The sequence below is a fragment of the Thermus thermophilus genome, from assembly GCF_019974155.1.
GTDB lineage: Bacteria > Deinococcota > Deinococci > Deinococcales > Thermaceae > Thermus > Thermus thermophilus_C.
On sequence record NZ_AP025158.1, the window covers coordinates 1,586,015 to 1,610,801 of the forward strand.

The 24,787-nt window shown below is 68.8% G+C and carries 23 protein-coding genes and 1 pseudogene; 11 read left to right on the forward strand and 13 right to left on the reverse strand.

The window, feature by feature from the left end:
- Nucleotides 1–24 precede the first annotated feature (24 nt).
- From gcvPB to TthTMY_RS08515, 8 genes are all read right to left on the reverse strand, one after another.
- Nucleotides 25–1,449 carry an aminomethyl-transferring glycine dehydrogenase subunit GcvPB gene (gene gcvPB, locus TthTMY_RS08480; RefSeq protein ID WP_223903188.1) on the reverse strand — a complete coding sequence of 475 codons (1,425 nt, stop codon included), beginning with the start codon at nucleotides 1,447–1,449 and terminating at the stop codon, nucleotides 25–27.
- Nucleotides 1,446–2,762, reverse strand: coding sequence for an aminomethyl-transferring glycine dehydrogenase subunit GcvPA (gene gcvPA, locus TthTMY_RS08485; RefSeq protein ID WP_096410947.1), 1,317 nt, complete (start codon nucleotides 2,760–2,762; stop codon nucleotides 1,446–1,448). The genes gcvPB and gcvPA overlap by 4 nt, the downstream gene beginning before the upstream one ends.
- A 109-nt stretch (nucleotides 2,763–2,871) precedes the next feature.
- Nucleotides 2,872–3,258, reverse strand: a complete 387-nt coding sequence (gene gcvH / locus TthTMY_RS08490) for a glycine cleavage system protein GcvH (protein ID WP_008631819.1) — start codon at nucleotides 3,256–3,258, stop codon at nucleotides 2,872–2,874.
- Between the two features lie 18 nt (nucleotides 3,259–3,276).
- Nucleotides 3,277–4,326, reverse strand: a complete 1,050-nt coding sequence (gcvT, locus tag TthTMY_RS08495) for a glycine cleavage system aminomethyltransferase GcvT (RefSeq protein WP_096410948.1) — start codon at nucleotides 4,324–4,326, stop codon at nucleotides 3,277–3,279.
- 12 nt (nucleotides 4,327–4,338) lie between these two features.
- Entirely contained in the window at nucleotides 4,339–6,069 is a 1,731-nt protein-coding gene (locus TthTMY_RS08500; RefSeq protein WP_223903189.1) for an ATP-binding protein, read from the reverse strand.
- On the reverse strand, nucleotides 6,066–6,947 hold the full coding sequence (locus TthTMY_RS08505; protein ID WP_096410949.1) for a DNA double-strand break repair nuclease NurA: 882 nt from the start codon (nucleotides 6,945–6,947) through the stop codon (nucleotides 6,066–6,068). The genes TthTMY_RS08500 and TthTMY_RS08505 overlap by 4 nt, the downstream gene beginning before the upstream one ends.
- Nucleotides 6,948–6,951: 4 nt before the next feature.
- Nucleotides 6,952–8,682, reverse strand: coding sequence for an NAD-dependent malic enzyme (locus TthTMY_RS08510; protein ID WP_223903190.1), 1,731 nt, complete (start codon nucleotides 8,680–8,682; stop codon nucleotides 6,952–6,954).
- Nucleotides 8,683–8,740: 58 nt separating this feature from the next.
- The gene (locus TthTMY_RS08515) at nucleotides 8,741–9,076 is read right to left on the reverse strand and encodes a metal-sulfur cluster assembly factor (protein ID WP_008631806.1); all 336 of its coding nucleotides are present in this window, start codon (nucleotides 9,074–9,076) and stop codon (nucleotides 8,741–8,743) included.
- Nucleotides 9,077–9,274: 198 nt separating this feature from the next.
- Between TthTMY_RS08515 and TthTMY_RS08520 the strand changes: the two genes are divergently transcribed.
- Both TthTMY_RS08520 and TthTMY_RS08525 read left to right on the forward strand, forming a co-directional pair.
- Nucleotides 9,275–9,967, forward strand: coding sequence for a TerC family protein (locus tag TthTMY_RS08520; RefSeq protein WP_096410950.1), 693 nt, complete (start codon nucleotides 9,275–9,277; stop codon nucleotides 9,965–9,967).
- A complete protein-coding gene (locus TthTMY_RS08525) occupies nucleotides 9,964–10,500 on the forward strand; it encodes a DedA family protein (RefSeq protein WP_223903191.1) in 537 nt (178 codons plus the stop codon). The genes TthTMY_RS08520 and TthTMY_RS08525 overlap by 4 nt, the downstream gene beginning before the upstream one ends.
- Nucleotides 10,501–10,520: 20 nt before the next feature.
- On the opposite strand, the gene TthTMY_RS08530 is transcribed toward TthTMY_RS08525, so the two are convergent.
- Nucleotides 10,521–10,823, reverse strand: coding sequence for a P-II family nitrogen regulator (locus tag TthTMY_RS08530; RefSeq protein WP_223903192.1), 303 nt, complete (start codon nucleotides 10,821–10,823; stop codon nucleotides 10,521–10,523).
- Nucleotides 10,824–10,826: 3 nt separating this feature from the next.
- On the reverse strand, nucleotides 10,827–11,783 hold the full coding sequence (locus TthTMY_RS08535; RefSeq protein WP_096410951.1) for a sodium-dependent bicarbonate transport family permease: 957 nt from the start codon (nucleotides 11,781–11,783) through the stop codon (nucleotides 10,827–10,829).
- Between the two features lie 48 nt (nucleotides 11,784–11,831).
- On the opposite strand from TthTMY_RS08535, the gene purE reads away from it, so the two are divergent.
- From purE to TthTMY_RS08570, 6 genes and pseudogenes are all read left to right on the forward strand, one after another.
- On the forward strand, nucleotides 11,832–12,341 hold the full coding sequence (purE, locus tag TthTMY_RS08540; protein ID WP_096410952.1) for a 5-(carboxyamino)imidazole ribonucleotide mutase: 510 nt from the start codon (nucleotides 11,832–11,834) through the stop codon (nucleotides 12,339–12,341).
- 104 nt (nucleotides 12,342–12,445) lie between these two features.
- Nucleotides 12,446–14,032, forward strand: a complete 1,587-nt coding sequence (locus tag TthTMY_RS08545) for an IS200/IS605 family accessory protein TnpB-related protein (RefSeq protein WP_223903193.1) — start codon at nucleotides 12,446–12,448, stop codon at nucleotides 14,030–14,032.
- Nucleotides 14,033–14,038: 6 nt separating this feature from the next.
- A complete protein-coding gene (locus TthTMY_RS08550; protein ID WP_096410954.1) occupies nucleotides 14,039–15,145 on the forward strand; it encodes a 5-(carboxyamino)imidazole ribonucleotide synthase in 1,107 nt (368 codons plus the stop codon).
- Nucleotides 15,142–16,196, forward strand: a pseudogene (locus TthTMY_RS08560) (hypothetical protein). Before TthTMY_RS08550 ends, TthTMY_RS08560 begins: the two are co-directional and overlap by 4 nt.
- Nucleotides 16,197–16,250: 54 nt before the next feature.
- On the forward strand, nucleotides 16,251–17,387 hold the full coding sequence (locus TthTMY_RS08565) for a phenylacetate--CoA ligase family protein (RefSeq protein WP_172844633.1): 1,137 nt from the start codon (nucleotides 16,251–16,253) through the stop codon (nucleotides 17,385–17,387).
- A 40-nt stretch (nucleotides 17,388–17,427) separates the two neighbouring features.
- Nucleotides 17,428–17,757: a tRNA-binding protein gene (locus tag TthTMY_RS08570; protein ID WP_011172589.1), complete on the forward strand. Its 330-nt coding sequence runs from the start codon at nucleotides 17,428–17,430 to the stop codon at nucleotides 17,755–17,757.
- 15 nt (nucleotides 17,758–17,772) lie between these two features.
- On the opposite strand, the gene TthTMY_RS08575 is transcribed toward TthTMY_RS08570, so the two are convergent.
- Genes TthTMY_RS08575 through TthTMY_RS08585 form a run of 3 tightly spaced genes read right to left on the reverse strand, consistent with a single transcriptional unit; the run spans nucleotide 17,773 to nucleotide 20,617 of the window.
- Nucleotides 17,773–19,071, reverse strand: a complete 1,299-nt coding sequence (locus TthTMY_RS08575) for a dipeptidase (protein WP_096410957.1) — start codon at nucleotides 19,069–19,071, stop codon at nucleotides 17,773–17,775.
- A gap of 43 nt (nucleotides 19,072–19,114) precedes the next feature.
- A complete protein-coding gene (hspR, locus tag TthTMY_RS08580) occupies nucleotides 19,115–19,816 on the reverse strand; it encodes a heat shock protein transcriptional repressor HspR, fused homodimer type (RefSeq protein ID WP_014630029.1) in 702 nt (233 codons plus the stop codon).
- 42 nt (nucleotides 19,817–19,858) lie between these two features.
- On the reverse strand, nucleotides 19,859–20,617 hold the full coding sequence (locus TthTMY_RS08585; RefSeq protein WP_172844634.1) for an IclR family transcriptional regulator: 759 nt from the start codon (nucleotides 20,615–20,617) through the stop codon (nucleotides 19,859–19,861).
- A 98-nt stretch (nucleotides 20,618–20,715) separates the two neighbouring features.
- Here TthTMY_RS08585 and aceB point away from each other — a divergent pair, with 98 nt between their 5' ends.
- From aceB to TthTMY_RS08600, 3 genes are all read left to right on the forward strand, one after another.
- The gene (gene aceB, locus TthTMY_RS08590; RefSeq protein ID WP_096410959.1) at nucleotides 20,716–22,278 is read left to right on the forward strand and encodes a malate synthase A; all 1,563 of its coding nucleotides are present in this window, start codon (nucleotides 20,716–20,718) and stop codon (nucleotides 22,276–22,278) included.
- A 92-nt stretch (nucleotides 22,279–22,370) separates the two neighbouring features.
- Nucleotides 22,371–23,753: an FAD-linked oxidase C-terminal domain-containing protein gene (locus tag TthTMY_RS08595; RefSeq protein ID WP_096410960.1), complete on the forward strand. Its 1,383-nt coding sequence runs from the start codon at nucleotides 22,371–22,373 to the stop codon at nucleotides 23,751–23,753.
- Nucleotides 23,740–24,783 carry an FAD-binding protein gene (locus TthTMY_RS08600; RefSeq protein ID WP_223903195.1) on the forward strand — a complete coding sequence of 348 codons (1,044 nt, stop codon included), beginning with the start codon at nucleotides 23,740–23,742 and terminating at the stop codon, nucleotides 24,781–24,783. The genes TthTMY_RS08595 and TthTMY_RS08600 overlap by 14 nt, the downstream gene beginning before the upstream one ends.
- Nucleotides 24,784–24,787: the final 4 nt, after the last annotated feature.

Genomic DNA, 24,787 nt, shown 5'->3' on the forward strand with positions numbered 1-24,787 from the left:
TGCCGGCTTGCGCCGGAATGGGGTTTAGCCCTCGTCAAAGTAGGTGAGCTTCGGGCGCTTGTTGGCCCGAACCTCGTCCAGGCGGCGGACCGGGGTGGAGTAGGGGGCGTTTTCCAGCCACTCCTTGGGCCTTTGCAAAAGCTCCCCCATGGCCTCGGCGAAGGCCTCGAGGGTCTCCTTGGCCTCGGTCTCCGTGGGCTCCACCATGAGGGCCTCCTTGACGATCAGGGGGAAGTAGACCGTGGGGGGGTGGAAGCCGAGCTCCAAAAGCCCCTTGGCGAGGTCCAAAGCGCGGAAGCCCTGGGGGGGCTGGGCCACGAACTCGTGCATGGTGGGCCCGTCGTAGGGCACCCGGTAGCCCTTCTCCTTGAGGAGCTCCTTCAGGTAGCGGGCGTTGAGCACGGCGAGGGCCGCGGCCTTCTTAAGCCCCGGAAGCCCCAGGGTGCGGATGTAGGCCCAGGCCCGCACCAGGGCCAGGAAGTTCCCGTAGAAGCTCCGCACCCGGCCGATGCTCTTGGGCCGCCCGAAGTCCAGGTAGAAGCCCTCCTCCCCCCTGGCCACCAGGGGCACGGGGAGGTAGGGGGCGAGGTGGGCCTTCACCCCCACGGGGCCCGAGCCGGGGCCGCCCCCGCCGTGGGGCACGGTGAAGGTCTTGTGGAGGTTCAGGTGGACCACGTCAAAGCCCATGTCCCCGGGCCTGGCCCAGCCCATGATGGCGTTCAGGTTGGCCCCGTCGTAGTAGAGCTGCACCCCGGCCTCCTTGGCCAGGCGGGAGATCTCCAGGATGCGCCTCTCAAAGAGGCCCAGGGTGTTGGGGTTGGTGAGCATGATGGCGGCCACGTGGGGGCCGAGCTCGCGCTTTAGGGCCTCGAGGTCCACCTCCCCATCGGGCCCCGAGGGCACCTCCCGCACCTGGTAGCCCGCCATGCTGGCGGTGGCGGGGTTGGAGCCGTGGGCGGAGTCCGGCACCAAGACCACCCGCCGCGTCCTCCCCTCCCCCCGGTCCTCGTGGTAGGCGCGGATGATCAGAATCCCCGTGAGCTCCCCGTGGGCCCCGGCGGCGGGCTCCAGGGTGATGGCGTCCATGCCCGTGAGGGCCTTGAGGTACTCCCCGAGCTCCCACATGAGCCTTAAGGCCCCCTGGGCCGTCCCCGGGTCCTGGTAGGGGTGGAGGTCGGCAAAAAGCCGCGCCGCCTCCTCGTGGAGCTTGGGGTTGTACTTCATGGTGCAAGACCCCAAGGGGTAGAAGGTGGTGTCCACCCCCACCTGGCGGCGGGAAAGCCCGGTGTAGTGGCGCACCAGGGTGAGCTCGTCCACCTCGGGGAGGCGGGGCGGGACCTCCCGCAGGTGTTCCTTGGGGATCAGGTCCTCCGCCTTGGGCACCGCCTTCACCAGCTTGAGGCCGCGCCTTCCCTTCCGGCTCCGTTCAAAGATCAGGGGAAAGCTCATGCCAAAACCTCCCTAAGGGCCTCCCGGAAGGCCAGGAGGTCCTCCTCCTCGTGAAGCTCGGTGGCGGCGAAGAGGGCAAGCCCCTCCCCGTACTCCTTGGGCACCGGGGTGGCCCCGTGGAAACCCCGTTCCGCCAAGGCCTTCCGCACCGCCTCGGGGTCCTTGGGGAGGGCCAGGGCGAACTCGTTGAAGAAGGGCCTGGGGGTGAAGGGCCTGACCCCCGGGACCTCCAGGAGGAGGGCGTGGAGCTTATGGGCCATCTCCACGCCCTTCAGGGCCACCTCCCTAAGCCCCTCGGGCCCCAAGGCCGCAAGGTACATGGCCCCCATGAGGGCGGTGAGCTGGGCGTTGGTGGTGATGTTGCTCTTGGCCTTGGCCCGCCTTATGTACTGCTCCCGGGCCTGGAGGGTGAGGAGGAAGCCCCGCCTTCCCTCCACGTCCACGGTCTCGGAGACGAGCCTCCCCGGAAGCTGGCGCACGAAGGCCTTTTTGGTGGCGAGAAAGCCGAAGTGGGGGCCGCCGAAGCCCATGGGAAGGCCGAGGCTCTGCCCGTCCCCCACGGCGATGTCCGCCCCATAGGCCCCCGGGGGCTTGAGCACCCCCAAGGAGAGGGGATCGGCCACGGCCACGAGGAGCGCCCCTGCGCCGTGGGCCGCCTCGGCGAAGGGCCCAAGGTCCTCCAGGGCGCCCAGGAAGTTGGGGTTCTGGACCACCACCGCCCCCACCTCCTCCCCCACCGCGGGCACGGGGGTCCTTCCCCCCTCCAGGTGGAGGGTCAAAAGCTTGGCCCCCACGGCCTCGAGGTAGGCCCGAAGCACCGCGCGGTACTCGGGGTGGACCCCCTGGGAGACCAAAACCCCCATCCTCCCCGTCTCCCTGAGGGCGAGGAGGACCCCTTCGGCCAAGGCCGTGGCCCCGTCGTACATGGAGGCGTTGGCCACCTCCAGCCCCGTGAGCTCGGCGATCATGGTCTGGTATTCAAAGGTGGCCTGCAGAACCCCTTGGCTCACCTCGGGCTGGTAAGGGGTGTAGGCGGTGAGGAACTCCCCCCGCCCGGCCAGGGCCTGGACCACGGGGGGCACGTGGTGGCTCCTCACCCCCCCGCCCAGGAAGGCCTTGTGGGCGGGGAGGTTCTGGGCGGCGAGGCGCCTCAGCTCCTCCAGGACCTTCCACTCGGGCAGAGGCTCGGGAAGGTCTATGGGAGGGTTCAAGACCTCCTTGGGCAGGTGGGCGAAGAGGTCCTCCAGGGATTCCGCCCCCACCCGCCTGAGCATCTCCCGGATCTCCTCCTCCGTGTGGGGCGTGTAGTCCATGCTTCCATCCTCAAGCAAAACCCCAGGGCCATTTGCCCCGGGGCCACAAAACGCCCTTCCCGCCCTAAGGCGCGGGCGAGGGAAGGGCCTTTGGGACGCATCCTCTCCCCTAGGCCTCGCTTTCCAGGACCTCCTGGTAGCCCCCGGCGTCCAAGAGCTCGTCCAGGTCGCCCATGTCCCTGGGCTTCAGGCGGAAGATCCAGCCCTCCCCGTAAGGGTCCTGGTTGACGAGCTCAGGGGTCTTCTCCAGGGCGAGGTTGACCTCCACGATCTCCCCGGCCACGGGGGCGTAGATGTCGGAGGCGGTCTTGACGCTTTCCACCACGGCCACGGCCTCGCCCTTCTCCACCGTCCGGCCCACCTCGGGTAGCTCCACGTAGACCACGTCCCCGAGGGCGTCTTGGGCGTAGTCGGTGATGCCGACGAGCACCGTGTCCCCTTCGGGCAGGGCCCACTCGTGGGTCTTGGTGTAAAAGCGGTCCTTGGGTATGTCCATAGCGCCTCCCAACCCCCGCTATTTTAGCGGCACAAAGGGGAGGGGGCTAAGGGCGGCGGGGACCGCCCGGCCCCGGACCTCCACCGCAAAAGGCCCTTCCGCCCCCTCCTCCACGTAGGCGAGGGCGATGCCCTTCTGCAGCAGGGGCGAATACCCCCCGCTCGTCACCCGGCCCACGGGGCGGCCCCCGGAGAGCACCCGGTAGCCCTCCCGGGGGATGCCCGTCTCCAGCACCAGCCCGACGAGCCTTTCCCGGCAGGCCTGGGCCCGCATGGCCTCCTTGCCCAAAAAGTCCTTGTCCAGCTTCACCACCCAGGCCCAGGGGGTGCAGAGGGGGTTGGTCTCCTCGGTGAGCTCGTGGCCGTAGAGGGGGAAGCCCGCCTCGAGCCTCAAGGAGTCCCGGGCCCCAAGGCCCGCGGGCCTGGCCCCGGCCTCCACCAGGGCCAGAAAGACGGGCTCGGCGTCCTCCGGGGCGAGGAAGAGCTCAAACCCGTCCTCCCCCGTGTACCCCGTGCGGGCGAGGCGGGCGGGCCGGCCCGCCACCCGGGCGGGGAAGACGTCGTTCTTCCGCTTCTGGGAAAGGTCCAGATCGGTAAGCCCCTGGAGGAGGGAGGCCGCCTTAGGGCCCTGGAGGGCGAGGAGGGCGGTCCTCTCGGAGGCGTCCTCAAGCTCCACCCTGAACCCCTTGGCCAAGGCCTGGAGGTGGGCGAGGTCCTTGGCGATGTTGGCGGCGTTCACCACCATGAGGTACTCCTCCTCCCCCAAGCGGTAGAGGTAGACGTCGTCCACCACCCCGCCCCGCTCGTTGGGGAGCATGGAGTACTGGGCCCTTCCCACCTTGAGCTTGCCCGCGTCGTTTGCCGTGGCCCACTGGAGGAAGGCCAAAGCCTCCTCGCCCCGGACCAGAAACTCCCCCATGTGGCTCACGTCAAAAACCCCGGCCGCCCGGCGCACGGCCAGGTGCTCCTCAAGGATGGAGGTGTACTGGAGGGGAAGGAGGTACCCGGCGAAGTCCACCATCCGGGCGCCCAGGCGAAGGTGGGCCTCGTAAAGCGGGGTCTTCTTCATGGCCAGGCCATCCTACCCGAAGAACTCCCGGCGCAGGGCCTCGGCGGAGTTGTCCTCCAGGACCTCCTCCCTCTTGGTGGCCCAGGCGGGGAAGGGGAAGTGGACCAAAAGGGGCACGGGGATCTCGGGCTGGTGGAGGATCACCGCCCCCTGGGGGAGGATCAGGGCCCGCTGGCGGAAGGAGGCGGGAAGGTAGCGGTACTCGGGGCGCTCCGCCTCGGCGGCGTCCAGCCGGCCCACCACCCGGATGGCGGCGTTCCCCACCACGCGGCGTTCCACCTCGCTCGCCGTCTGCTGGGCCCCGATGAGGATCACCCCGAGGGAGCGCCCCCTCTCGGCGATGTCCAGGAGCACATCCTTGATGGGGCTTTCCTCCTCCCGGGGGGCGTACTTGTTGAGCTCGTCCAAGACGATGAAGACCCTCCCCCGGTACTGCCCCCGCTCCTTCCTTTCAAAGAGGTCCTTGAGGAGGCTTCCCACCACGAACATCTGCGCCTGGGGGGAGAGCTTGGCCAGGTCCACCACGTGCACCTGGGCCTTCCCCGAAAGGGGGTCCGGGGGGCTTCCGGGCCGGTCCCCTCGGATGAGGTGGGCCACGTTCTCCACGCTGGAGCGGAGGCGGCGGACGAAGGCCTCCAGGGTCCCCTTGGCCTGCCTTGCGGTCCAGCCCCGGTCCCCCTCCCCTTCCCCGGTCTCGGGGCCCAGGAGCTTGTACTCCAGGTAGCGCACGAGGTCGGAGAAGCTCCTGAGGCGCGCCTTTCCCAGCTGGTCAAAGCTCATCCCCTCGGAAGCCTCCCCCCCGGGCCAGTCCTCCACCAGGAGGTGGGGGCCCTTCTGCCCCTCGGCGAGGCGCTTGAGCTTCTCCGTCACGTGGGCCACCAGGAAGCCCAGGTTGGTCATGGCGGCGCGGTCGGCGAAGAGGAAAGGGAGGAGGCCCCTTTGGCAGAACTGGACCAGGTCCCAGTGGTAGGCGTCCACCCCCTCCAGGCGGGTATCCACGTCCGGGAGGTAACCCTCCTTCTTGGGCGGGGCGAGGAAGGCCACGCTCCCGAAGGGGGTTGCGGGGAGGCCAAGCCGCGCGTAGGCCTTCCGCGCCTCCTCGGTGAGGCGGGCGTTGGGCTTGTCCAGGAAGAAGAGGTCCTCCCCTTTGACGTTGAAGAGGAGGACCCTGGCCTGGTGGGCGTCCTCCAGGACCCCGCTTTCCAGAAGGCTTTTGAGGAGGAAGGTGGCGTAGCTCGTCTTGGCCGCCACCCCGCTGATGCCGGAGATGTTGACGTGCCCGCCCTTGACGCCGTTTAAGAACTCCAGGTTGAGGTAGGCCACCTCCCCGTTCTTGAGGAGCCCGGCGGGGAGCTTGGTGCTTCCCCGTTGGTTTTTCATGGCGTCGTAGTAGAGGGCAAGCTCCAGATCCTCCTCCTGGGCCAGGTACACGGGGGAGCCCGGGTCCGGGGGGAAGAACTCCTCGGGGAGGATGCGGGTCACGCTCACGTGGGCCACGTAGGCCAGGCTCACGGGGATCTTGCCCTCCACCGCGAGGAAGGTGTCGGTGTCAAAGCTTTCCCCCTCGTGGACCTTGGCCACGTGGTCCACCATGCCGAAGAAGCGCACCCGGCCCACCTGGGGGTGGAAGCCCTCCACCACCACCAGGTCGTCCAGGCGCAAAAGCCCGTCCCCCTCCACCCCCACCCAGAACTCCAGGGGGGTGGCCTCCCGCCGGCCCAAGACCACGCCGATGCGCTTCACCTCGCACCTCCCAAGTGCCTCGCCAGCATGCGGCCCACCACCTCGGGCCTGCCCATCCTGCGGGCAAGCTCCCGCTCAAGCCCCCCCACGGGCAGGAGGTTCTGGGGGGCCCGGGGGTCCTTCACCGGGTGGGAGGCCAGGGCGGGAAAAAGCCCCAAGGAGAGGTCGGCGAGCTCAAGGAAGGGGCCATGAAGGGGCGTCTCCACCCGCAAAAGCCCCGCCAAGGGGGGGCGGAGCCCCTCCGGGGGCAGGGGCAGGCGCACATACCAGCTCGCGAGTTCCAGCCCCTTCCGGCGCACGCGGAAGGCGGGGGTGCGCTCCCCCGGGGCCAGGGCCTCGAGGAGGGCCTCCCGCTCCTTGGGCAGGTAGCGGACCCAGTGGGTCTTGATGTAACCGAGGAGGGGGCCTTCCCGGAGGAGGCGCACCGGGCCGTCCACCACGAGAAGCCCTCCCTCAAGCCCCTCGGCCACCTCCTTCTCCAGGGCCTCCCGGGCGGCGCGAAGCCCCGCCCAAAGCCCCTCAAGCCCCTCGCCCAAAGTGGGGGCGGGTTCGTAGACGAGCTCCCCCGCCCCAAGGGCCTCCTCCAGCCCCACCCCCACGCGGCGGACCCTCAGGCCCAGGACCTCCACCCTTCCCCCCGTGAGGGCCACGGCCCCCGCGGCCACGCACCCCAGGAGGGCGAGGCGGGGCCCCTGGGCCACCAGGGCCTCGGCCCGCTCCCTCCCGTCCACGAAGTAGAGGGGCTCGGGCCAGGAGGCCCCGCCTCCCCGCTTGGCCTCCCAGGGCGCCTCCAGGGGGTGGAAGGGCCCGGGCTCCGGGGAGGAGGGGAACTCCTCCTGGAGCGAGGCGGGCTCGAGGCGCAAGAGGCGCCAGGCCATGCCCCTAGATTACCGGGGCGGGGCGGTAGGGGAGGTACCTGGGCTCCCAGAAGCGGCTTTTGACGAAGTCCAGGAGGGCCTCAAGGGCAAGCCCCTGGACCCGGGCCTCCTCCGCCACCCCCTCCTCCAGGGCCCTTTGCATCACCCGGGCGGCCACGTAGGGGGAGACCTCCCGCAGCCGGGCCACGGGGGGGTAGATCCGCTCGGGGAAGTGCTCCCGGGTGTAGTCGTGAAGGGCGTAGGCGGCTTCCAGCACCATCCCGTCCGTCACCTCCCGGGCCCGGGAGAGCACCGCCCCGAGGCCAAGCCCGGGGAAGATGAAGGCGTTGTTCCCCTGGCCCACGGGGATGACCCGCCCCTTGAAACCCACCGGGGGGAAGGGGCTTCCCGCGGCCACCAGGGCCCCCCCCTCCGTCCAGTAGACGAGGTCGTCGGGAAGGGCCTCCGTGGCCGAGGTGGGGTTGGAGAGGGGGAAGATCACGGGGCGGGGCGTGTTCTCCAACATGGCCCGCACCACGGGCTCGGTGAAGCTTCCCGCCTGGCCGGAAAGGCCGAGGAGGACCGTGGCCCGGGCGTTTTGGATGGTCTCCAGGAGGTTGGGGTACGGCCCGGAAAAGCGCCAGCCCTGAAGGCGCTCGGGCCTTTGGGCGTAGGGCCTCTTGTAGGCCTCCATGCTCCGCCCCTCCACGAGGAGGCCCTTGGAGTCCAGGACGAGGACCCGGGCCTTGGCCTCCTCCTCGGAAAGGCCCTCCCGCTTCATCCCCTCCACCAGGGCCCAGGCCACCCCGATCCCCCCGGCCCCCGCCCCGTAGACCACCACCACCTGCTCCGAAAGCCTCTCCCCCTTGAGGCGGCAGGCGGAGAGCACCCCGGCCAAGGCCACGGCCCCCGTGCCCTGGATGTCGTCGTTGAAGGAGGGGACCACCTTGCGGTAGCGCTCCAGCACCTGGAAGGCCGTCTCCTTGGCGAAGTCCTCCCACTGGATGAGGGCCTTGGGGTAGCGCCGCCTCACCGCCTCCACGAAGCGGTCCAGGAAGCGGAAGTACTCCTCCCCCCGCAGGCGCCGGTGCCGCACCCCGAGGTAGAGGGGGTCCTTGAGGAGGTCCTCCCGGTCCGTGCCCACGTCCAGCTCCACGGGGAGGGTCTTGTCCGGGCCCACCCCGCCCGCGGCGGTGTAGAGGGTGAGCTTGCCGATGCTGATGGCCATCCCCCCGTAGCCCTGGTCCCCGATGCCCAAAATGGCGGAGGAGTCCGTGGCCACGATGAGGCGCACGTCCTCCAAGGGAACGTTCTGGAGGGCCTCGTCTATGCGGTCAATGTTCCCGGTGCTCGCGGTGAAGCCCCGGGGGTAGCGGTAGATGTGGGAGAACTCCCGCACCGCCTCCCCCACCGTGGGGGTGTAGAGGATGGGGAGCATCTCCTCCAGGTGGTCCACCACAAGGGCATAGAAGAGGACCTCGTTCCGGTCCTGGAGGTTGCGCAGGTAGATGTGTTTTTCCAGGGGGGTGGTCTGGAGGCGGTAGCGGCGGTAGACCCTCTCCTTCTGCTCCTCCAGGGTGTTCACGTGGGGAGGGAGAAGCCCCTCCAGACCCAAGGCGCGGCGCTCCTCCTCGGTGAAGGCCGTGCCCTTGTTGAGGAGGGGAAGCCTGAGGAGCAAAAACCCCGTGACGTAGGGCTCCAGGTAACGCTCGCCTTTCTCGTCCCGCTTGACGTCGTAGTAGCGGCTAACCGGCATGGCCCCATTCTCCCACTTCCCCTCGCCCGGGGCCAGGGGATAGGCGTCCCTAAGGCATCTAAACGTTGAAGCCAAACATGCGCATCATGCGCTTGCCCTCCTCCGTCATGCGGGCAGGGGTCCAAGGCGGGGTCCAGACGAACTCCACGTTCACCCCCTGCACCCCGGGCAGGCGCATGACGGCCATCTCCGCGTCCGCCTTGACCACGTCCTGGGCGGGGCAGCCGATGGCGGTGAGGGTCATGGTGATGTCCACCACCCCGTTTTCGTGGACCTCCACGTCGTAGACCAGGCCCAGGTCCACGATGTTCACCGGGATCTCCGGGTCGTAGACCACCTTCAGGGCCTCGAGGACCTGCTCCTTCGTGGGAAGCTCCTTCCGCGCCTCGTCCATGGCTTTGAGTATAGCCCCAAGCCCCGCCCCCCTTCCCCCCACGGCCTCACCCTTGTATACTGGCCCCGGTTGGGGAGTAGCCCCAAGGCCGGTCCCCCGTCAGGACGGGCCTAGAAGCCCCGGGGGCCGGGAGGGCGGAAGCCCTCGGGCAAGACCACCGTGCCTAGCGGTGGTCCTTTCTTTTTGGGAGGTGAGAACGTGGAACTCATGGGCGCCCTTTCGGCCATCTTCACGCTTGTGGTCTTGGAGGTGATCCTCTCGGCGGACAACGCCCTCATCCTGGGGGTCATGGTGCAGAAGCTCCCCGTGCACCTGAGGCGGAAGGCCCTCTTCTACGGCATCCTGGGGGCGTACATCCTAAGGGGCCTCGCCCTCCTCTTCGCAAGCCTTGTCATCCAGCTCTGGTGGGCCCAGGCCCTGGGGGCGGCCTACCTCCTCTACATCGCCCTGAAGCACTTCCTGAAGCCCGAGGAGGCCCACGCCCCCCCGCCCTTGGAGGTGAGCGCGGCCCAGTTCTGGAAGGTGGTGGCCCAGGTGGAGCTCATGGACCTGGCCTTCGCCGTGGACTCCGTGTTGGTGGCCGTGGCCGTCTCCGACAAGCTCTGGGTCATCTACACCGGGGTCTTCCTGGGGATCCTCGCCCTCAGGGCGCTGGCGAGCCTCGTGGTCTCCCTCCTGGACCGCTACCCCCGGTTCAAGCACCTGGCCTACCTGGTGGTGGGCCTCGCCGGGGTGAAGCTCGCCGTGGGCGGGTGGGACAAGCTGGCCAAGGAGGTCCTCCACCGGCCCGAGCTCGCCCTGGGGCTGGATAAGGAGGCCTTCAGCCTCTTCATCCTGGCCGTCCTCCTCCTGGGAAGCCTCTGGGCCACCCGCAAGCCCGCCCCCGCATGAACGCCCTCCTCCTCCTCGCCCCCCTCTCCCTCTTCCTGGAGACGGGCCTTCCCATCGGCCTCTTCGTGCCCGGGGGGGACACCCTCCTCCTCGCCCTGGGGGCCCTGGCCGCCGAGGGCGGCCTTGAGGCCTTTCCCCTCCTCCCCCTCCTCTTCCTGGGAAGCCTCCTCGGCCACCTCCTGGGCTACGCCCTGGGGCGCTACGGGGGGAAAACCCTGAGGCGGCGCTTCCCCGAGGATCTCTGGCGAAAGGGGGAGCGCCTCGCCCTCCGCTTTGGCCCCCTGGTCCTCCTCCTCGCCCCCTTCATCGGGGGGGTGCGTACCCTGGTGCCCTTCCTTTTCGGGGCCTGGGGCTTCCCCTTCGCCCGCTACCTCCCCCTGGTGGCCCTGGGGAGCCTCCTCTGGACCCAGGGGCTTTTCCTCTTGGGCTACCTGCTGGGGCAGCGCCTCCCCCTTTGGGCCATCCTCTTAGGGCTTCTCCTCCTCGGGGGGCTTGGGCTTCTCCTCTCCCGGCGCCCCTCCCGCACCGGGTAGGGCGCCGGCCTGGGGTGGCCTCACACGTACTTCTCCCCCCGCACCACCCAGACGTTCTCCACGTAGGCGATGACGGCGTAGTGGGGAAAGTACTCCTCCTGAAGCCTTTGCAAAATCTTAAGGGCCACCTCTTCGCTCACGATGGTCTCCAGGCGGATGTTCTGCCCCTCCCAGTCCACGCTTCTAAGCCCCCGGGAGCCCTCGCCCCGGGCGGGGGTGATGGTGTAGCCCTTGGCCCCCAGGCGCTTGACCTCCTCCACGAGCCGCTTTTCCAGAAGGCTTTCCGCCACGATGGTCACGAGCTTCAAGGGCACCAGGTCCATGGCCTAACCTCCCCAAAGGACCGCCAGGGTGTGGTAAAGGGGAATCCCCAGGATCAGGTTAAAGGGAAAGGTGACCGCGAGGCTCGCCGTGAGGTACAAACTGGGGTTCGCCTCGGGAAGGGCGATCCTCACCGCGGCGGGGGCGGCGATGTAGGAGGCGCTCGCCGCCATGGCCCCAAGCACCGCCGCCCCCCCTACCCCGAGGCCCGCGAGGAGGCCCAGGTACACCCCCAAGGCCCCGTGGAAGAGGGCGAGGCCCACGCCGAAGAGGACGAGCCTGAAGCCCACCTGGCGCAGGGCGGAAAGCCTCGAGGCCGCCACCATCCCGAGGTCCAGGAGGAAGAGGGTGAGGGCGCCCTGGAAGGGCTCCACGAAGAAGGCCTCCACCTTCTTCATCCCCTCCTCGCCGGAAAGGAGGCCCACGAGAAGCCCCCCGAGGAGGAGGACCACGCTTTTGCCGGTGAGGACCTCGTGCAAGGCTTCCCCCAAGCGCCCCCCCTTCCGCTTGGCGAGGAGGAGGGCCACCACGATCCCCGGGACCTCCAGAAGCGCCACCAGGGTGGGCATGAACCCCGGGGCGGCGTCCCCCACGGCCTGGACGAAGGTGAGGGCGGCGAGGAAGGTGACGGCGGAGACGGAGCCGTAGTGGGCCGCGAGGGCGGCGGCGTCCTCCCGCCCCACCCGGAGGAACCGCCGGGCGAGGAGGTAGGCGGGGAAGGGGCGGAAAAGCCCAAGGGCCAGGGTGAAGAGGGCGGGAAGGAGCACCGCGGCCAAGGGCGTGTGGGAAAGCTCCACCCCGCCCTTGAAGCCGATGGCGAAGAGGAGGTAGATGGAAAGGGCGGTGTAGAGGGCCTCGGGGAAGGCGAGGTCGCTCTTCAAAAGCCTGGCCGCGATCCCCAAGAAGTAGGCGAGGACCATGGGGGAGAGGAGGTTGAGGCGCAAAAGCTCCAGCGCGTCCATACCCCCACCGCTTTACCAAAGGAGGAAGGGCTTTTACAATCCGGTACGATGGCGCCGTTGGTAGGCCTGATCATGGGTTCCCGCTCCGACTGGGAGACCCTGCGCCACGCGGCGGAGACCCTCGAGGCCCTGGGCATCCCCTACGAGGTGCGCGTGGTCTCCGCCCACCGCACCCCAGACCTCATGGCGGAGTACGCCAAGACCGCCGAGGCGCGGGGGATCCAGGTGATCATCGCCGGGGCCGGGGGGGCGGCCCACCTCCCCGGCATGACCGCGGCCCACACCGCCTTGCCCGTCCTCGGGGTGCCGGTGGAAAGCCAGGCCCTAAGGGGCCTAGACTCCCTCCTCTCCATCGTCCAGATGCCCGCGGGCGTCCCCGTGGGCACCCTGGCCATCGGGCGAGCAGGGGCGGTGAACGCCGCTTTGCTTGCCGCAAGCATCCTGGGCCTCAAGCACCCCGAGATCCGGGAGCGCCTCAAAGCCTACCGCAAGGCCCAGACGGAGGCCGTCCTCGCCCACCCCGACCCCAGGGAGGAGGTGCAAACAGTTGAAAAATAACGCACCCCACTTCACCCTGACACTCAAACGCTTCCGCTTCTCAGCACCTCACTCCAGCAAGTTCCTCCAGTGCGACTGGTATACTCCCTCCCAGGAGGCCCCAGGTGAAGGCCAAGCCTAAAGCCGCGCGGGAGCGCACCTCAAAGGAGAGGGCGAAGGCCTTCACCGGAGTCCATGCTCTTCTCGTCTTCCCCTCTGAAGAGGACCGCAAGGCCACCCTGGACCTCATGCGCCGCTTCTCCGCCGGGGTGCGCTACGCCTACAACCGCCTCCTGGAAGGTCAGACCAGAGAGGAGCTCAAACGGGCAGACGGTTTCCTCTGCACCTCCTTCCGCCTCAACACCCGCTACGCCGACGACGCGATCCTGAAGGCCCAGGCCGTCCTGGACTCCGCCAGGGAGAGAGGAGAAGACCCCCGGAAGGTGGTCTTCGGGGGGAGAAAGCTCTTCCAACAGCTCAAGCGCAGGCACCTCTCGGGTAAACCCCTGAGGGAGCTCAAGCGGGAGTGGAGAGAAAGGAGGCAAGGCCTCCTCTACTCCCGGGGAGACAAGACTAAAGGCGGCAACCTCAACCTGAGGCTTCTCGTGGAAGACGGGGCCTTGCGGCTCCGGATCAACCTTGGGGACGGGAGCTACGCCCACGCCCTGGTGAAGACGGGCCACCCCAACCTGAGCGCCCTGGTGGGGAGGGTCTACGCCTCCCTCCCCTACAACGTGGCCCTCTCCTTGCGGGAGGGGAAGGTCTACGCCACCTTCACCTGGGAGGAGGAAGCCGTTCCTCTTGTGGCCACGAAGGAGAACGGGGTCCTCGCCCTGGACGTGAACTCGGACCCTTACCACCTGGCCTTAGCCCTCGTCTCCCCCGACGGGAACCTGAGGCGCCACCTCACCCTCTCCCTGGAAGAAGTGGACCGGGCGGAGAACAGGGGAACCAAGGAACTCCTCCTCTGGAAGGTGGCGCACCAGGTGGTGGCCATAGCCTTGGAGGAAGGCGTGGCCATCGCCACGGAACGCCTGAAGTACCTGAGGAAGTCCAGGAGGGGTGACGGCTCGGGAAGGGCTTTCCGCGGGAAGCAACACCGCTTCGCTTACGCCTCCCTTCTCCGGAAGGTCCACTCCTTGGCCCGGAAGAGGGGTGTTCAGGTGGTGGAGGTGAACCCGCGGGACACCTCCACCATCGGGATGCTCAAGTACGCCCCGCAGCTTTCCCTCTCCAAGGACGTGGCTGCCGCTTACGTCATCGGGAGAAGGGCCTTGGGATTTGAAGAGAAGCTTCCCAGGGGGTACGAGAGGCTTCTCCGGGACGAACGCTTCAGGGGTCACGTCCAGGGTTTCTACGCCTCCAGGGTGCAGGAGCTCCGGGCCAAAAAAGCCCAGGAGCGCAACCCCTACCTGAGGCGCAGGCTTTCCCGGGAGATCGGGAGGGCGAAGCGCCACCTGGCTTTGTTTTCAAGCCTTCAGGGCTCTTCGGGGAGCCAAAGGGAGGTCACCGACGGAAGGAACTCCCCTGGCGTTAATCCCTGGCGGGTCTTGAGGGCAGGCACCTTCCTTCCCCTCCTCGGGCGCGAGGTGCCGAGGGACCTTTCTCGCCTCAAGCCCATCCTCTTCGGGGGATCGTGGGAGGGGTGGAAGGAAGGTCTAGGTCCTCCTCCTGGTGGGGGGCCGGGGTGCGCTAATGTGCGCTATACTTGACCAGGCGTGATCGGGATCCTGGGCGGAGGGCAACTCGGGCGGATGCTGGCCCTTGCCGGCTACCCCTTGGGGCTTTCCTTCCGCTTCCTGGACCCCTCCCCCGAGGCCTGCGCCGGGCAGGTGGGGGCGCTCGTGGTGGGGGACTTCCTGGACGAAGGGGCCCTTTTGCGCTTCGCCGAGGGGCTTGCCCTCGTCACCTACGAGTTTGAGAACGTTCCCGTGGAGGCGGCGAGGCGCCTGGAGGAGAGGCTTCCCGTGTACCCTTCGCCCCGGGCCCTGGAGGTGGCCCAGGACCGCTTCCGGGAAAAGACCTTCTTCCGGGGCCTCGGCGTGCCCACCCCTCCCTTCCACCCCGTGGACGGCCCCGAGGACCTGGAGGAGGGCCTTAAGCGGGTAGGCCTCCCCGCCCTCCTCAAGACGAGGCGGGGCGGCTACGACGGCAAGGGGCAGGCCCTGGTGCGCAAGGAGGAGGAGGCCCTGGAGGCCCTAAGGGCCCTGGGGGGCAGGGGGCTTATTCTGGAGGGCTTCGTCCCCTTTGACCGGGAGGTCTCCCTGCTCGCCGTCCGGGGCCGGACGGGGGAGGTGGCCTTCTACCCCCTGGTGGAAAACCGCCACCGGGGGGGGATCCTCAGGCTCTCCCTGGCCCCGGCCCCCGGGGCCAGGGAGGCCCTCCAGAAGAAGGCGGAGGCCTACGCCCTAAGGGCCATGCAGGCCCTGGACTACGTGGGCGTCCTCGCCCTGGAGTTCTTCCAGGTGGGGGAGGAACTCCTCTTCAACGAGATGGCCCCCCGGGTGCACAACTCCGGCCACTGGACGATAGAAGGGGCGGAGACGAGCCAGTTTGAGAACCACCTCCGGGCCGTCCTGGGCCTTCCCCTGGGGAGCACCGCCCCCAGGGGCCAAAGCGCCATGGTGAACCTCATCGGGGAGAAGCCCCCCTTCGCCGAGGTCCTGAAGGTAGAGGGGGCCCACCTCCACTGGTACGGCAAGGCGGTGCGCCCCGGGCGCAAGGTGGGGCACATCACCCTGAGGCGGGACGGCCTAGAGGCCCTGGAGGAAGGCCTCGCGCGGCTTTCGCGCCTGGTCTCCGAGCTTCCCTGGGAGGGAGTATGACCATCTCCGAGCTGGAGGAAACCCTTAAGGAGGAGGCCCGGTTCTTCCTCAGCCGGGCCCGGGGGCTTAGGGGCCCCCACACGGAGGACCTCTTCGCCCGCAAGGTGTACATCGGCCCCGAGGACGTGTACGTGGAGAACTACCCCCGCCGCCCGCTGGCGGTTTTCAACCCCGGGGCGGTGCTGGAGGGGGAGGTGGTCCACCTCTTCCCCCGCCTCGTCTTTGAGTACTACAGCTACGCCTCCGCCATCGGCCACGCCGCCCTGCCGCTAAAGGACCTCCTCGCGGGGCGGATCCCCAGGCCCCTCCCCGTGCGCATCCTCCTCTACCCCACGGAGCTCTTTGAGGCGGTGCGGGGGTGCGAGGACGCCCGGGCCCACCGCCAGGAGGGGGGTACGCCCTCTTCTACACGGGGGTGGGGAAGCTGGGGGACGCCCGCAACACCGACAGCAAGGAGGTCTTCACCGCCATCCTCTCCCTGGCGGAGTTTGACGAGGCCTTCCAGCTCAAGCGGAAGGCCCCCATCCGCATCGGCCTCGCCGGGGAGGAGACGGGGCTTGCCCTCTACCTCCCCACCAAGAACGCCACCTTCCTCGAGGGGGACCACATCCTCCTCAGGCCCAGCCTCTCGGGCCTTCCCGACCTCTGCTGGCGGGGCAGGCTGGACCTCAAGACCCTCAAGGCCTACGACCTCCGGCCCGTCCTCGCCCCGGAGGCCTTTGAGTACAAGGTGGGCTGGTCCACCAACGCCCTGAGGCTCCCCGACGGCACCTACCTCGTGGCCTACCACGGGATCCTCCGCCACGACCTCTCCTACCGCCACGGCTTCATGCGCCTAAGCCCGGAAGGGCGGCCTCTGGGGCTTTCCCACTACCTCCTCGCCCCCCAGGGCCTAGCGGAGTGCTACGGGGACCGCCCCCTCACCCTCTACGGCAACGGCCTCCTCCTCCACGGGGAGGAGCTCGTCTTCGTGGGGGGCGTGGGGGACTACGCCATCGGGGTCTTCACCGCGCCCCTGGAGGAGGTGCTGAAGCGGGTGGTGCCCCTCTAAGGCCAAGCCCCTGCCCCAAAGGGTATAATCCCACCCAAGCCGAAGGAGGTGGACGTGGACCGGCTTGCGAGGTTCAGAGAAGTGGTGGCCAAGGCGAAGGCCCATCCCGTCTACCGGGAGAAGCTCCGCGACGTGGACCCGGAAAAGCTCACCCTAAAGGACCTCTCCTCCCTCCCCCCCACCACCCGGGAGGAGTGGCTCGCCTACCTCGGGGAAAACCCCAAGCCCCCGGAAGGGGCGAGCCTCATGCACCTCACCCCAAGCCCCGTACTGGGCTGGATGCCCGAGTACCTCTCCCAGGAGGACCTCCACTACCAGGCCGAGGCCCTGGCCGCGCACTACCGCCGGATGGGGCTGGTGGGGAAAAGGGTCCTGGTGGCCTTCAGCTACCACGTCTTCGCCGGGGGGTGGCTCTTCCACCAGGCCCTTTGGCGGGCGGGAAACCTGGTCTTTCCCCACGGGCCCGGGGAGGCGAAGCGGGTGGCGGAGCTCGGGGAGCGCTACGGCTTTGACGTCCTCGTCACCAACCCCTCCTTCGCCCTGAAGGTAGCCCAGGCGGGGGGGCGGTTCCCCCTGCTCCTTGCCGGAGGGGAGCCTTTCACCTCCGTGCCGGGCTTCAGGGAGCGGGTGGAGGAAGCCCTGGGGGGCGTGGCCCTGGACGCCTACGGCACCAGTGAGCTCGGCATCGTGGCCGGGGAGCGGATGGAGAAGGACGGGCTCTGGGAGATCCCGGAGATGGCCGTCCTCGAGGTCCTGGACCCCGAGACCTTAAGGCCCGTGGCGGACGGGGAGAAGGGGGAGCTCGTGGTCACCGCCTTAAGCCGCACCCTCATGCCCATGGTGCGCTTCCGCACCGGGGACCTGGCGGTGGCGGAAAGGCGGGAGGGCCTCACGGTGCTTCCCCGCGGGGTCTTCGGCCGCACGGACCAGATGGTGAAGGTGAAGGGGGTCAAGCTCTACCCCACGGAGCTCGCCCCCATCCTGGCGGGCTTTGGCCTGGACCCCAAGGGCTTCCAGGTGGTGGTGGAGAGGAAGCTGGAAGGCACCGACAAGCTCGTCCTCCGCCTCAAGGCGGAAAAGGTTCCCCCCGGCCTCTTTGAGGCCATCCAGAAGGCCACGGGGCTCAAGGTGGACGAGGCGGAGCTGGTGGAAACCCTGGAAGGGGGCCTCCTGGTGGACCGCCGCTTCTGAAGGGCCCCGGGGGCTCCCGAAGAGGGCGGGGAAAGAGGGCATGACACCCCTGGAAGCCTTCCAGATCCTTGACCTAAGGGTGGGGCGGGTCCTCCGGGCGGAGCCCCACGAGAAGGCGCGCAAGCCCAGCTACAAGCTCTGGGTAGACCTCGGGCCCCTCGGGGTGAAGCAGAGCTCGGCCCAGATCACGGACCTCTACCGCCCCGAGGACCTGGTGGGCCGGCTCGTGGTCTGCGCCGTGAACCTCGGGGCCAAGCGGGTGGCGGGCTTCCTCTCCGAGGTCCTGGTCCTCGGGGTCCCCGACGAGGCGGGGCGGGTGGTCCTCCTCGCCCCGGACCGGGAGGTGCCCCTGGGGGGGAAGGTGTTCTAAAGACCCCGCCCCCGCCTACCCCGCAAGGAGGCGGTGAAAGCGCCTTAGGACCTCCACCCCCTTCTCCAGGTTCACCAGGTCCAGCTTCTCGTTGGGGGCGTGGAGGTTGTCGTCGGGAAGCCCCAGGCCCAGAAGGACGATGGGCGCCCCCAGGGTCTCCTTGAGCTCGGCCACCACGGGGATCGTCCCGCCCTCCCGGGTGTAAACGGGGGGCCTTCCCCAGACCTCCTCCAGGGCCCGAGCCATGAGGCGCATGGGGGGGCTAAAGGGGTCGGTGAGGACGGGCCTGCCCCCGTGGAGCCTCCGCACCTCCAGGGCGTAGCCCGGGGGGCAGACCGCCTTCAGGTGGGCCTCGGCCCGCTCCGCCACCTCCTCCGGGTCCTGGTCGGGCACCAGGCGCATGGAGAGCTTCATCCCCGCCTCGGCGGGGATCACCGTCTTGGAGCCCTCCCCCTGGTAGCCGCCCCAGATGCCGTTCGGGTCCAGGGTGGGCCGGGCCCAAAGCCTTTCCAAGGGGGCGTAGCCCTCCTCCCCCGGGAGAACCTCCACCCCGAGCTCCCGCTTCAGGGCCTCCTCGTCCAGGCTGGGCCAGAGGGCCTTTTCCTCCTCGGGGACGGGGCGCACCCTCTCGTAGAAGCCCGGGATCAGGACCCTCCCCGTCCTCTCGTCCTTCAACCGGGCGAGGAGCCACCCCAGGGCCTGGATGGGGTTCGGGGCCACGCCCCCGAAAGCCCCCGAGTGGAGGTCCCGCCTCGCCCCCCTAAGGCGCACCTCCAGGTAGCAAAGCCCCCGGAGGCCGTAGGTGAGGGTCGGGGTGTGGGGGGCGAACATGGCCCCGTCGGAGACGATCACCACGTCCGCCCGGAGCTTCTCCCGGTTCGCCCGCACGAAAGGGGGGAGGTGGGGGCTTCCGATCTCCTCCTCCCCTTCCACCAGGAACTTCAGGTTGACCGGGGCCTCCTCCGCCGCGAGGACGTGGGCGAAGAGCTGCCCCTTGTCGTCGGAGGCCCCCCGGGCGTAGATCCGGCCCTCCCGCACCACCGGGGAGAAGGGCGGGCTTTCCCAAAGCTCCAGGGGATCGGGGGGCTGGACGTCGTAGTGGCCGTAGACGAGGACTGTGGGGGCCTTCTCGTCCACGAACCGCTCGGCGTAGAGGATGGGGTGGAGAGGGGTCTCGTGGAGCTCGGTGCGGAAGCCCCGGGCCTCAAGCCTCTCCGCAAGCCAAAGGGCCGCCCGGCGCACGTCCTCCCGCCGGGCCGGGTCGGTGGAGACGGAGGGGATGGAGAGAAAGGCAAAAAGCTCGGTGAGGTCCACGAGGATACCCTAAACGCCCGCACCTCGTTCCCGCAACCGGGGTTTAGCCCCCGCCCAAGGCCTCCTCCTTCTCCTTCTCCAAGAGGAGGAGCTTGAGCCTGGCCACCTCGGCCTCAAAGCGGGCCTGCAGGGCCTCGAGCTCCGCCCGAAGCCGCATGATCTCCTCCACCCCCGCGAGGTTCACCCCCAGCTCCTGCGTCAGGCGGCGGATCTCCCTCAGCTTCTCAATGTCCCGCTCCGAGTAAAGCCGCGTCTTCCCACTGGACCGCTTCGGCTTGATCAAACCCTTCCGCTCGTAAAGCCTTAGCGTCTGCGGGTGCATCTCCACAAGCTCCGCCGCCACTGAAATCACGTACACGGGGCGGTCCTTGGGAGAGGGCTTCTCCGTCTGGCCGGGCGGGGGCAGGGCCTTCCGCTCCAGCTCCTGGAAGCGGTCCCCGATCTCCGCCTTGAGCCTGGCCACCTCGGCCTCAAAGCGGGCCTGCAGGGCCTCGAGCTCCGCCCGAAGCCGCATGATCTCCTCCACCCCCGCGAGGTTCACCCCCAGCTCCTGCGTCAGGCGGCGGATCTCCCTCAGCTTCTCAATGTCCCGCTCCGAGTAAAGCCGCGTCTTCCCACTGGACCGCTTCGGTTTGATCAAACCCTTCCGCTCGTAAAGCCTTAGCGTCTGCGGGTGCATCTCCACAAGCTCCGCCGCCACTGAAATCACGTACACGGGGCGGTCCTTGTCCACCACCTTGTCCATAAGCCCTTAGCTCCTCCCGCTAAGCCCCTCTATCCCCGGACATTATACCTCGCCTGTGTACCCGAGGCGCAGGGAAGCTCTCCGGGCCGCCTCCACCACCCGGGGGGCGAGGCGGTGGGCCTCCTCCAGGGAGAGGCGGCTTGCGGGGGCGGAGAGGGAGAGGGCGGCCACCACGCCCCCTGAGGCCCCGAAGACGGGGGCGGCCACGCACCGCACCCCGAGCTCCTTCTCCTCGTTGTCCAGGGCGTAGCCCCGCCCGCGCACCGCCTCAAGCTCCCGAAGGAGGTCGGGAAGCCGGGTGAGGGTGTGGGGGGTGTAGGGCGTGAGGCTAAGCCCCTCGGGCACCCCCAGATAGGCCAGGAAGACCTTCCCCACCCCCGTGGCGTGGAGGGGGGCCCGGGAGCCGGGGGCGGTGAAGAGGCGGACGAGCTTCGTCCCCTCCACCTGGTCCAGGTACAACGCCTCCCGCCCCAGGGGCACCGCCAGGTTCACGCTCTCCCCCGTCTCCCTCGCCAGGGCCTCCATCTCGGGGCGGACCGCCTGGGAAAGCGAACGCTTGGGGTAGGCCTGGCCCACGGCGAAGGCCTTGGGCCCCACCCGGTAGACCCCGCCCTCCTCCTCCACGAAGCCCGCCTGGGCCAGGGCCCTGAGGAGGCGGTAGAGGGTGCTCTTGGAAAGCCCCGTGCGCCCGGCGAGCTCCCCCAAGCCCGCCGCCTCCAAGGCCGCCAGGGCCTCGAGGACCCGAAGCCCCCTCTCCAGGGTCTTCACCGCCTGGGGCGGCTTCTCCCGCGGACGCGCCATGCCGCTTAGGGTAACGGGGGCGGCCCCGTTTTTCAAGATGCAAAAAATCTTTTTGCTTCTTGACAATCCCGCCCCGCCTCCCGTAAGCTCGGACCACCATGAAGGGCGTGGAGATCCGGAAAGACCACCCCCTCCTGAAGGAGGTCCTGACGGAGGAGGCCCTGGGGTTCGTGGTGGCGCTGCACCGGGAGTTCAACCCGGTGCGCAAGGCCCTCCTGGAGCGGCGTCAAGCGCTTTGGGAGCGGTACAAGGCCGGGGAGAAGCCGGACTTCCTCCAGGAGACCGCCTTCGTCCGGGGCGGAGATTGGAAGGTGGCCGAGGCCCCGCCTGACCTCCAGGACCGCCGGGTGGAGATCACGGGCCCCGTGGACCGCAAGATGATCATCAACGCCCTGAACTCGGGGGCCAAGGTCTTCATGGCGGACTTTGAGGACGCCCTCTCCCCCACCTGGGACAACGTCATCCGGGGCCAGAAGAACCTCTATGACGCCGTCCGCCGCCAGATTGACTTCGTCTCCCCCGAGGGCAAGGAGTACAAGCTCAAGGAGAAGACGGCCACCCTGGTGGTGCGCCCCAGGGGCTGGCACCTCGTGGAAAAGCACGTCTACGTGGACGGGGAGCCCATCTCGGCGAGCCTCTTTGACTTCGGCCTCTACTTCTTCCACAACGCCCACGAGCTGCTAAGGCGGGGAAGCGGGCCCTACTTCTACCTGCCCAAGCTGGAAAGCCACCTCGAGGCCCGCCTCTGGAACGAGGTCTTCAACTTCGCCCAGGACTACCTGAAGATCCCCCGGGGCACCATCCGGGCCACGGTCCTCATTGAGACCATCCTGGCGGCCTTTGAGATGGAGGAGATCCTCTACGAGCTCAAGGAGCACGCCGCCGGGCTCAACGCCGGGAGGTGGGACTACATCTTCAGCTGCATCAAGAAGTTCGCCACCACCGCCCCCATCTTCCCCGACCGGGCCCAGGTGACCATGACCGTGCCCTTCATGAAGGCCTACACCGAGCTTTTGGTCAAGTCCTGCCACATCCACGAGGCCCACGCCATCGGCGGGATGGCGGCCTTCATCCCGAGCCGCAAGGACCCCCAGGTGAACGAGCGCGCCTTCCAGCAGGTGCGCACCGACAAGGAGCGGGAGGCCTCCCAGGGCTTTGACGGCACCTGGGTGGCCCACCCCGACCTGGTGCCCGTGGCCATGGAGGTCTTTGACCGCTACCTGGGGGACAAGCCCCACCAGAAGCACGTGAAGCGGGAGGACGTCCGGGTGACCGCGGCCGACCTCCTGAACTTCCACGTCCCCGGGGGGAAGGTGACGGAGGCGGGGCTTCGCAACAACGTCTCCGTGGCCCTCCAGTACCTGAACCAGTGGCTTTTGGGCAACGGGGCCGCGGCCATCTTCAACCTCATGGAGGACGCCGCCACCGCCGAGATCAGCCGGGCCCAGCTTTGGCAGTGGGTGCACCGGGAGGCCCAGCTGGAAGACGGCCGCACCGTTACCCCGGAGCTTTACCAGAAGATTAAGGAGGAGGAGCTCGCCAAGCTCGGCGGCCGGGACAAGGAGCGTTACCGGGAGGCCGAGGAGATCCTGGACAAGCTCGTCCTCTCGGAGGAGTTCATTGAGTTCCTGACCCTGGCGGCCTACGAGTACATTGACTAACCCCATGCTGGCTTGCGCCAGCATGGGGGCCCCAAAGGGAGGGGGAGAACTCCTCCCTTTTGCCCTAAAGTGGAGGGGAAAGGAGGTCAAGGGTGGGCTTCTTGGAGGAACTCAAGGCCCTGCTTCCCGGTCGGGTCCTCACGGGGGAAGCGGAGCTTGCCCCTTACGAGTCGGACGCCCTCACCGCCTACCGCAAAAGGCCCTTGGCGGTGGCCCTGCCGGAGAGGAAGGAGGAGGTCCTCGGGGTGGTGCGGCTTTGCCACCGATACGGCGTCCCCTTCGTGGCCCGGGGAAGCGGCACGAGCCTCTCCGGGGGCTCCCTCCCCGTGGAGGGCGGGGTGGTGATCGCCCTGAACCGGATGAACCGGATCCTGAGGCTGGACCCCAAGGCCCGGATCGCCGTGGTGGAGCCCGGGGTGGTGAACCTCAAGGTCTCCCAGGAGGCCGCCCCCTTCGGCCTCTACTACGCCCCGGACCCCTCCAGCCAGCCCATAAGCACCCTCGGGGGGAACGTGGCCTTCAACTCCGGGGGGGCCCACTGCCTGAAGTACGGGATGACGGCGAACCACGTCCTGGGCCTCGAGGTCGTCACCCCCACGGGGGAGGTGGTGCGCCTTGGGGGGGAAAGCCTAGAGGGGGTGGGCCCGGACCTCCACGGCTTCTTCGTGGGGACGGAGGGGCTTTTGGGGGTGGCGGTGGAGATCACCCTAAGGCTTCTCCCGAGGCCCGAGGCCTACCACACCGTCCTCGCCGCCTACCCGAGCCTCGAGGCGGCGGGGGAGGCGGTGAGCCGGGTGATCCGGGCGGGGCTTCTCCCCGGGGCCATGGAGATCATGGACCGCCTGAGCATAGAGGCGGCGGAGAAGGCGGTGAGAGCAGGCTACCCCCCGGTGGAGGGCCTCCTCATCGTGGAGCTTGAGGGCCCTAAGGAGGAGGTGGCCGAGGAGGCCCAAGTCCTGGAAGGGGTCTTAAGGGAAAGCGGCGCCCTGGAGCTAAGGGTGGCGCGGGACGAGGCCGAGCGCCAGGCCATCTGGAAAGGGCGCAAGGCGGCCTTCAGCGCCGTGGGGAGGCTTTCCCCCGACTACCTGGTCCAAGACGGGGTGGTGCCCCGCTCCCGGCTCGGGGAGGCCCTGAGGGAGATCCAGCGCCTCTCCCGGGAGTACGGCCTAAGGGTGGCCAACGTCTTCCACGCCGGGGACGGGAACCTCCACCCCCTGGTCCTCTACGACGGGAAGAAGCCCGGGGAGCTGGAACGGGCCGAGGCCTTGGCCGGGGAGATCCTGAGGCTTTGCGTGCGCTTAGGAGGGTCCCTCACGGGGGAGCACGGCATCGGGGTGGAGAAGAAGGGCTACATGCCGGAGATGTTCTCCCCGGAAGACCTCCTGGCCATGGAGGAGGTGAAGCGGGCCCTGGACCCCAAGGGCCTCGCCAACCGGGGTAAGGTCCTGCCGGAGGTGGTCCGTGCCGGCGCTTAGGCCGGAAAACCTGGAAGAGGTCCGGGAAGCCGTGCGGGCCTACCCCCGGCTCCGGGCGCGGGGCGGGGGGACGAAGCCCGCCCTCTCCACCCCAAGGGAGGGGGAGGCCCTTTTGGACCTCTCCCGCCTCCGGGGCCTTTTGGCGTACGAGCCCGAGGAGTTCGTCTTCACCGCCTTCGCCGGAACCCCCGTCGCCGAGGTGGAGGAGGCCCTAAGGGCCCACGGCCAGTACCTGCCCTTCCACCCGCCCCTCGCGGGGAAGGGGGCCACCCTGGGGGGGACGGTGGCCGCGGGGCTATCCGGCCCCTTGCGCCACCGCTTTGGGGGGCTTAGAGACTTCCTCCTCGGGGTGCGGTTCGTGGACGGGGAGGGAAGGGTGGTGCGGGGCGGGGGCAAGGTGGTGAAAAACGCCGCGGGCTTCCCCTTCCACCGCCTCATGGTGGGCTCCTTGGGGGCCTTCGGGGTCATGGTGGAGCTTTCCTTCAAGGTCTTCCCCAGGCCCCGGACCACCCGCACCCTCAGGGTGCGGCGGGAAAACTTGGAGGAGGCCCTCGCCGATCTAGAAAGGCTCAGGCTTCTCCCCCTAGACCTCCTCGCCCTGGACCTCGTCCCCCCGGCCACCTTGGAGCTTCGCCTGGGGGGGTTTGAAAGGAGCGTGGAGGCCCGCCTCAAGCGCCTCCAAGACCTCCTCGGGGAGGGAGAGGTCCTGGCGGAGGACGAGGCCCACTGGGAGGCGGTGCGGGACCTCGGCTTTCTGGAGGGAAGCCCCATCTGGGTCAAGGTGCCCGCCAAGCCTCACCTGATCCCCGAGCTGGAGGGGCTTCCCCTGGGCCCGAGGCGCTACCTGGACGGCGGGGAGGTGCTCTACGCCGGGGCCACGGAGGAGGGCCTAAAGGCGCTAAAGGAGGCGGGGCTTCCCCACCTGGTGCTAAGGGGGGCGGAAACGCCCCTCTTCCCCGAGCCCCAAGGAGCCTTCTTCGCCGGGGTCAAGAAGGCCCTGGACCCCAAGGGCCGCTTTCCCTTAGGGTGAGAGC

Coding starts and splice junctions, on each gene's coding strand:
- gcvPB (WP_223903188.1), bottom strand. CDS start 1,449: ATGAGCTTTCCCCTGATCTTTGAACGGAGCCGGAAGGGAAGGCGCGGC.
- gcvPA (WP_096410947.1), bottom strand. CDS start 2,762: ATGGACTACACGCCCCACACGGAGGAGGAGATCCGGGAGATGCTCAGG.
- gcvH (WP_008631819.1), bottom strand. CDS start 3,258: ATGGACATACCCAAGGACCGCTTTTACACCAAGACCCACGAGTGGGCC.
- gcvT (WP_096410948.1), bottom strand. CDS start 4,326: ATGAAGAAGACCCCGCTTTACGAGGCCCACCTTCGCCTGGGCGCCCGG.
- TthTMY_RS08505 (WP_096410949.1), bottom strand. CDS start 6,947: ATGGCCTGGCGCCTCTTGCGCCTCGAGCCCGCCTCGCTCCAGGAGGAG.
- TthTMY_RS08510 (WP_223903190.1), bottom strand. CDS start 8,682: ATGCCGGTTAGCCGCTACTACGACGTCAAGCGGGACGAGAAAGGCGAG.
- TthTMY_RS08515 (WP_008631806.1), bottom strand. CDS start 9,076: ATGGACGAGGCGCGGAAGGAGCTTCCCACGAAGGAGCAGGTCCTCGAG.
- TthTMY_RS08525 (WP_223903191.1), top strand. CDS start 9,964: ATGAACGCCCTCCTCCTCCTCGCCCCCCTCTCCCTCTTCCTGGAGACG.
- TthTMY_RS08530 (WP_223903192.1), bottom strand. CDS start 10,823: ATGGACCTGGTGCCCTTGAAGCTCGTGACCATCGTGGCGGAAAGCCTT.
- TthTMY_RS08535 (WP_096410951.1), bottom strand. CDS start 11,783: ATGGACGCGCTGGAGCTTTTGCGCCTCAACCTCCTCTCCCCCATGGTC.
- purE (WP_096410952.1), top strand. CDS start 11,832: ATGGCGCCGTTGGTAGGCCTGATCATGGGTTCCCGCTCCGACTGGGAG.
- TthTMY_RS08570 (WP_011172589.1), top strand. CDS start 17,428: ATGACACCCCTGGAAGCCTTCCAGATCCTTGACCTAAGGGTGGGGCGG.
- hspR (WP_014630029.1), bottom strand. CDS start 19,816: ATGGACAAGGTGGTGGACAAGGACCGCCCCGTGTACGTGATTTCAGTG.
- TthTMY_RS08585 (WP_172844634.1), bottom strand. CDS start 20,617: ATGGCGCGTCCGCGGGAGAAGCCGCCCCAGGCGGTGAAGACCCTGGAG.
- aceB (WP_096410959.1), top strand. CDS start 20,716: ATGAAGGGCGTGGAGATCCGGAAAGACCACCCCCTCCTGAAGGAGGTC.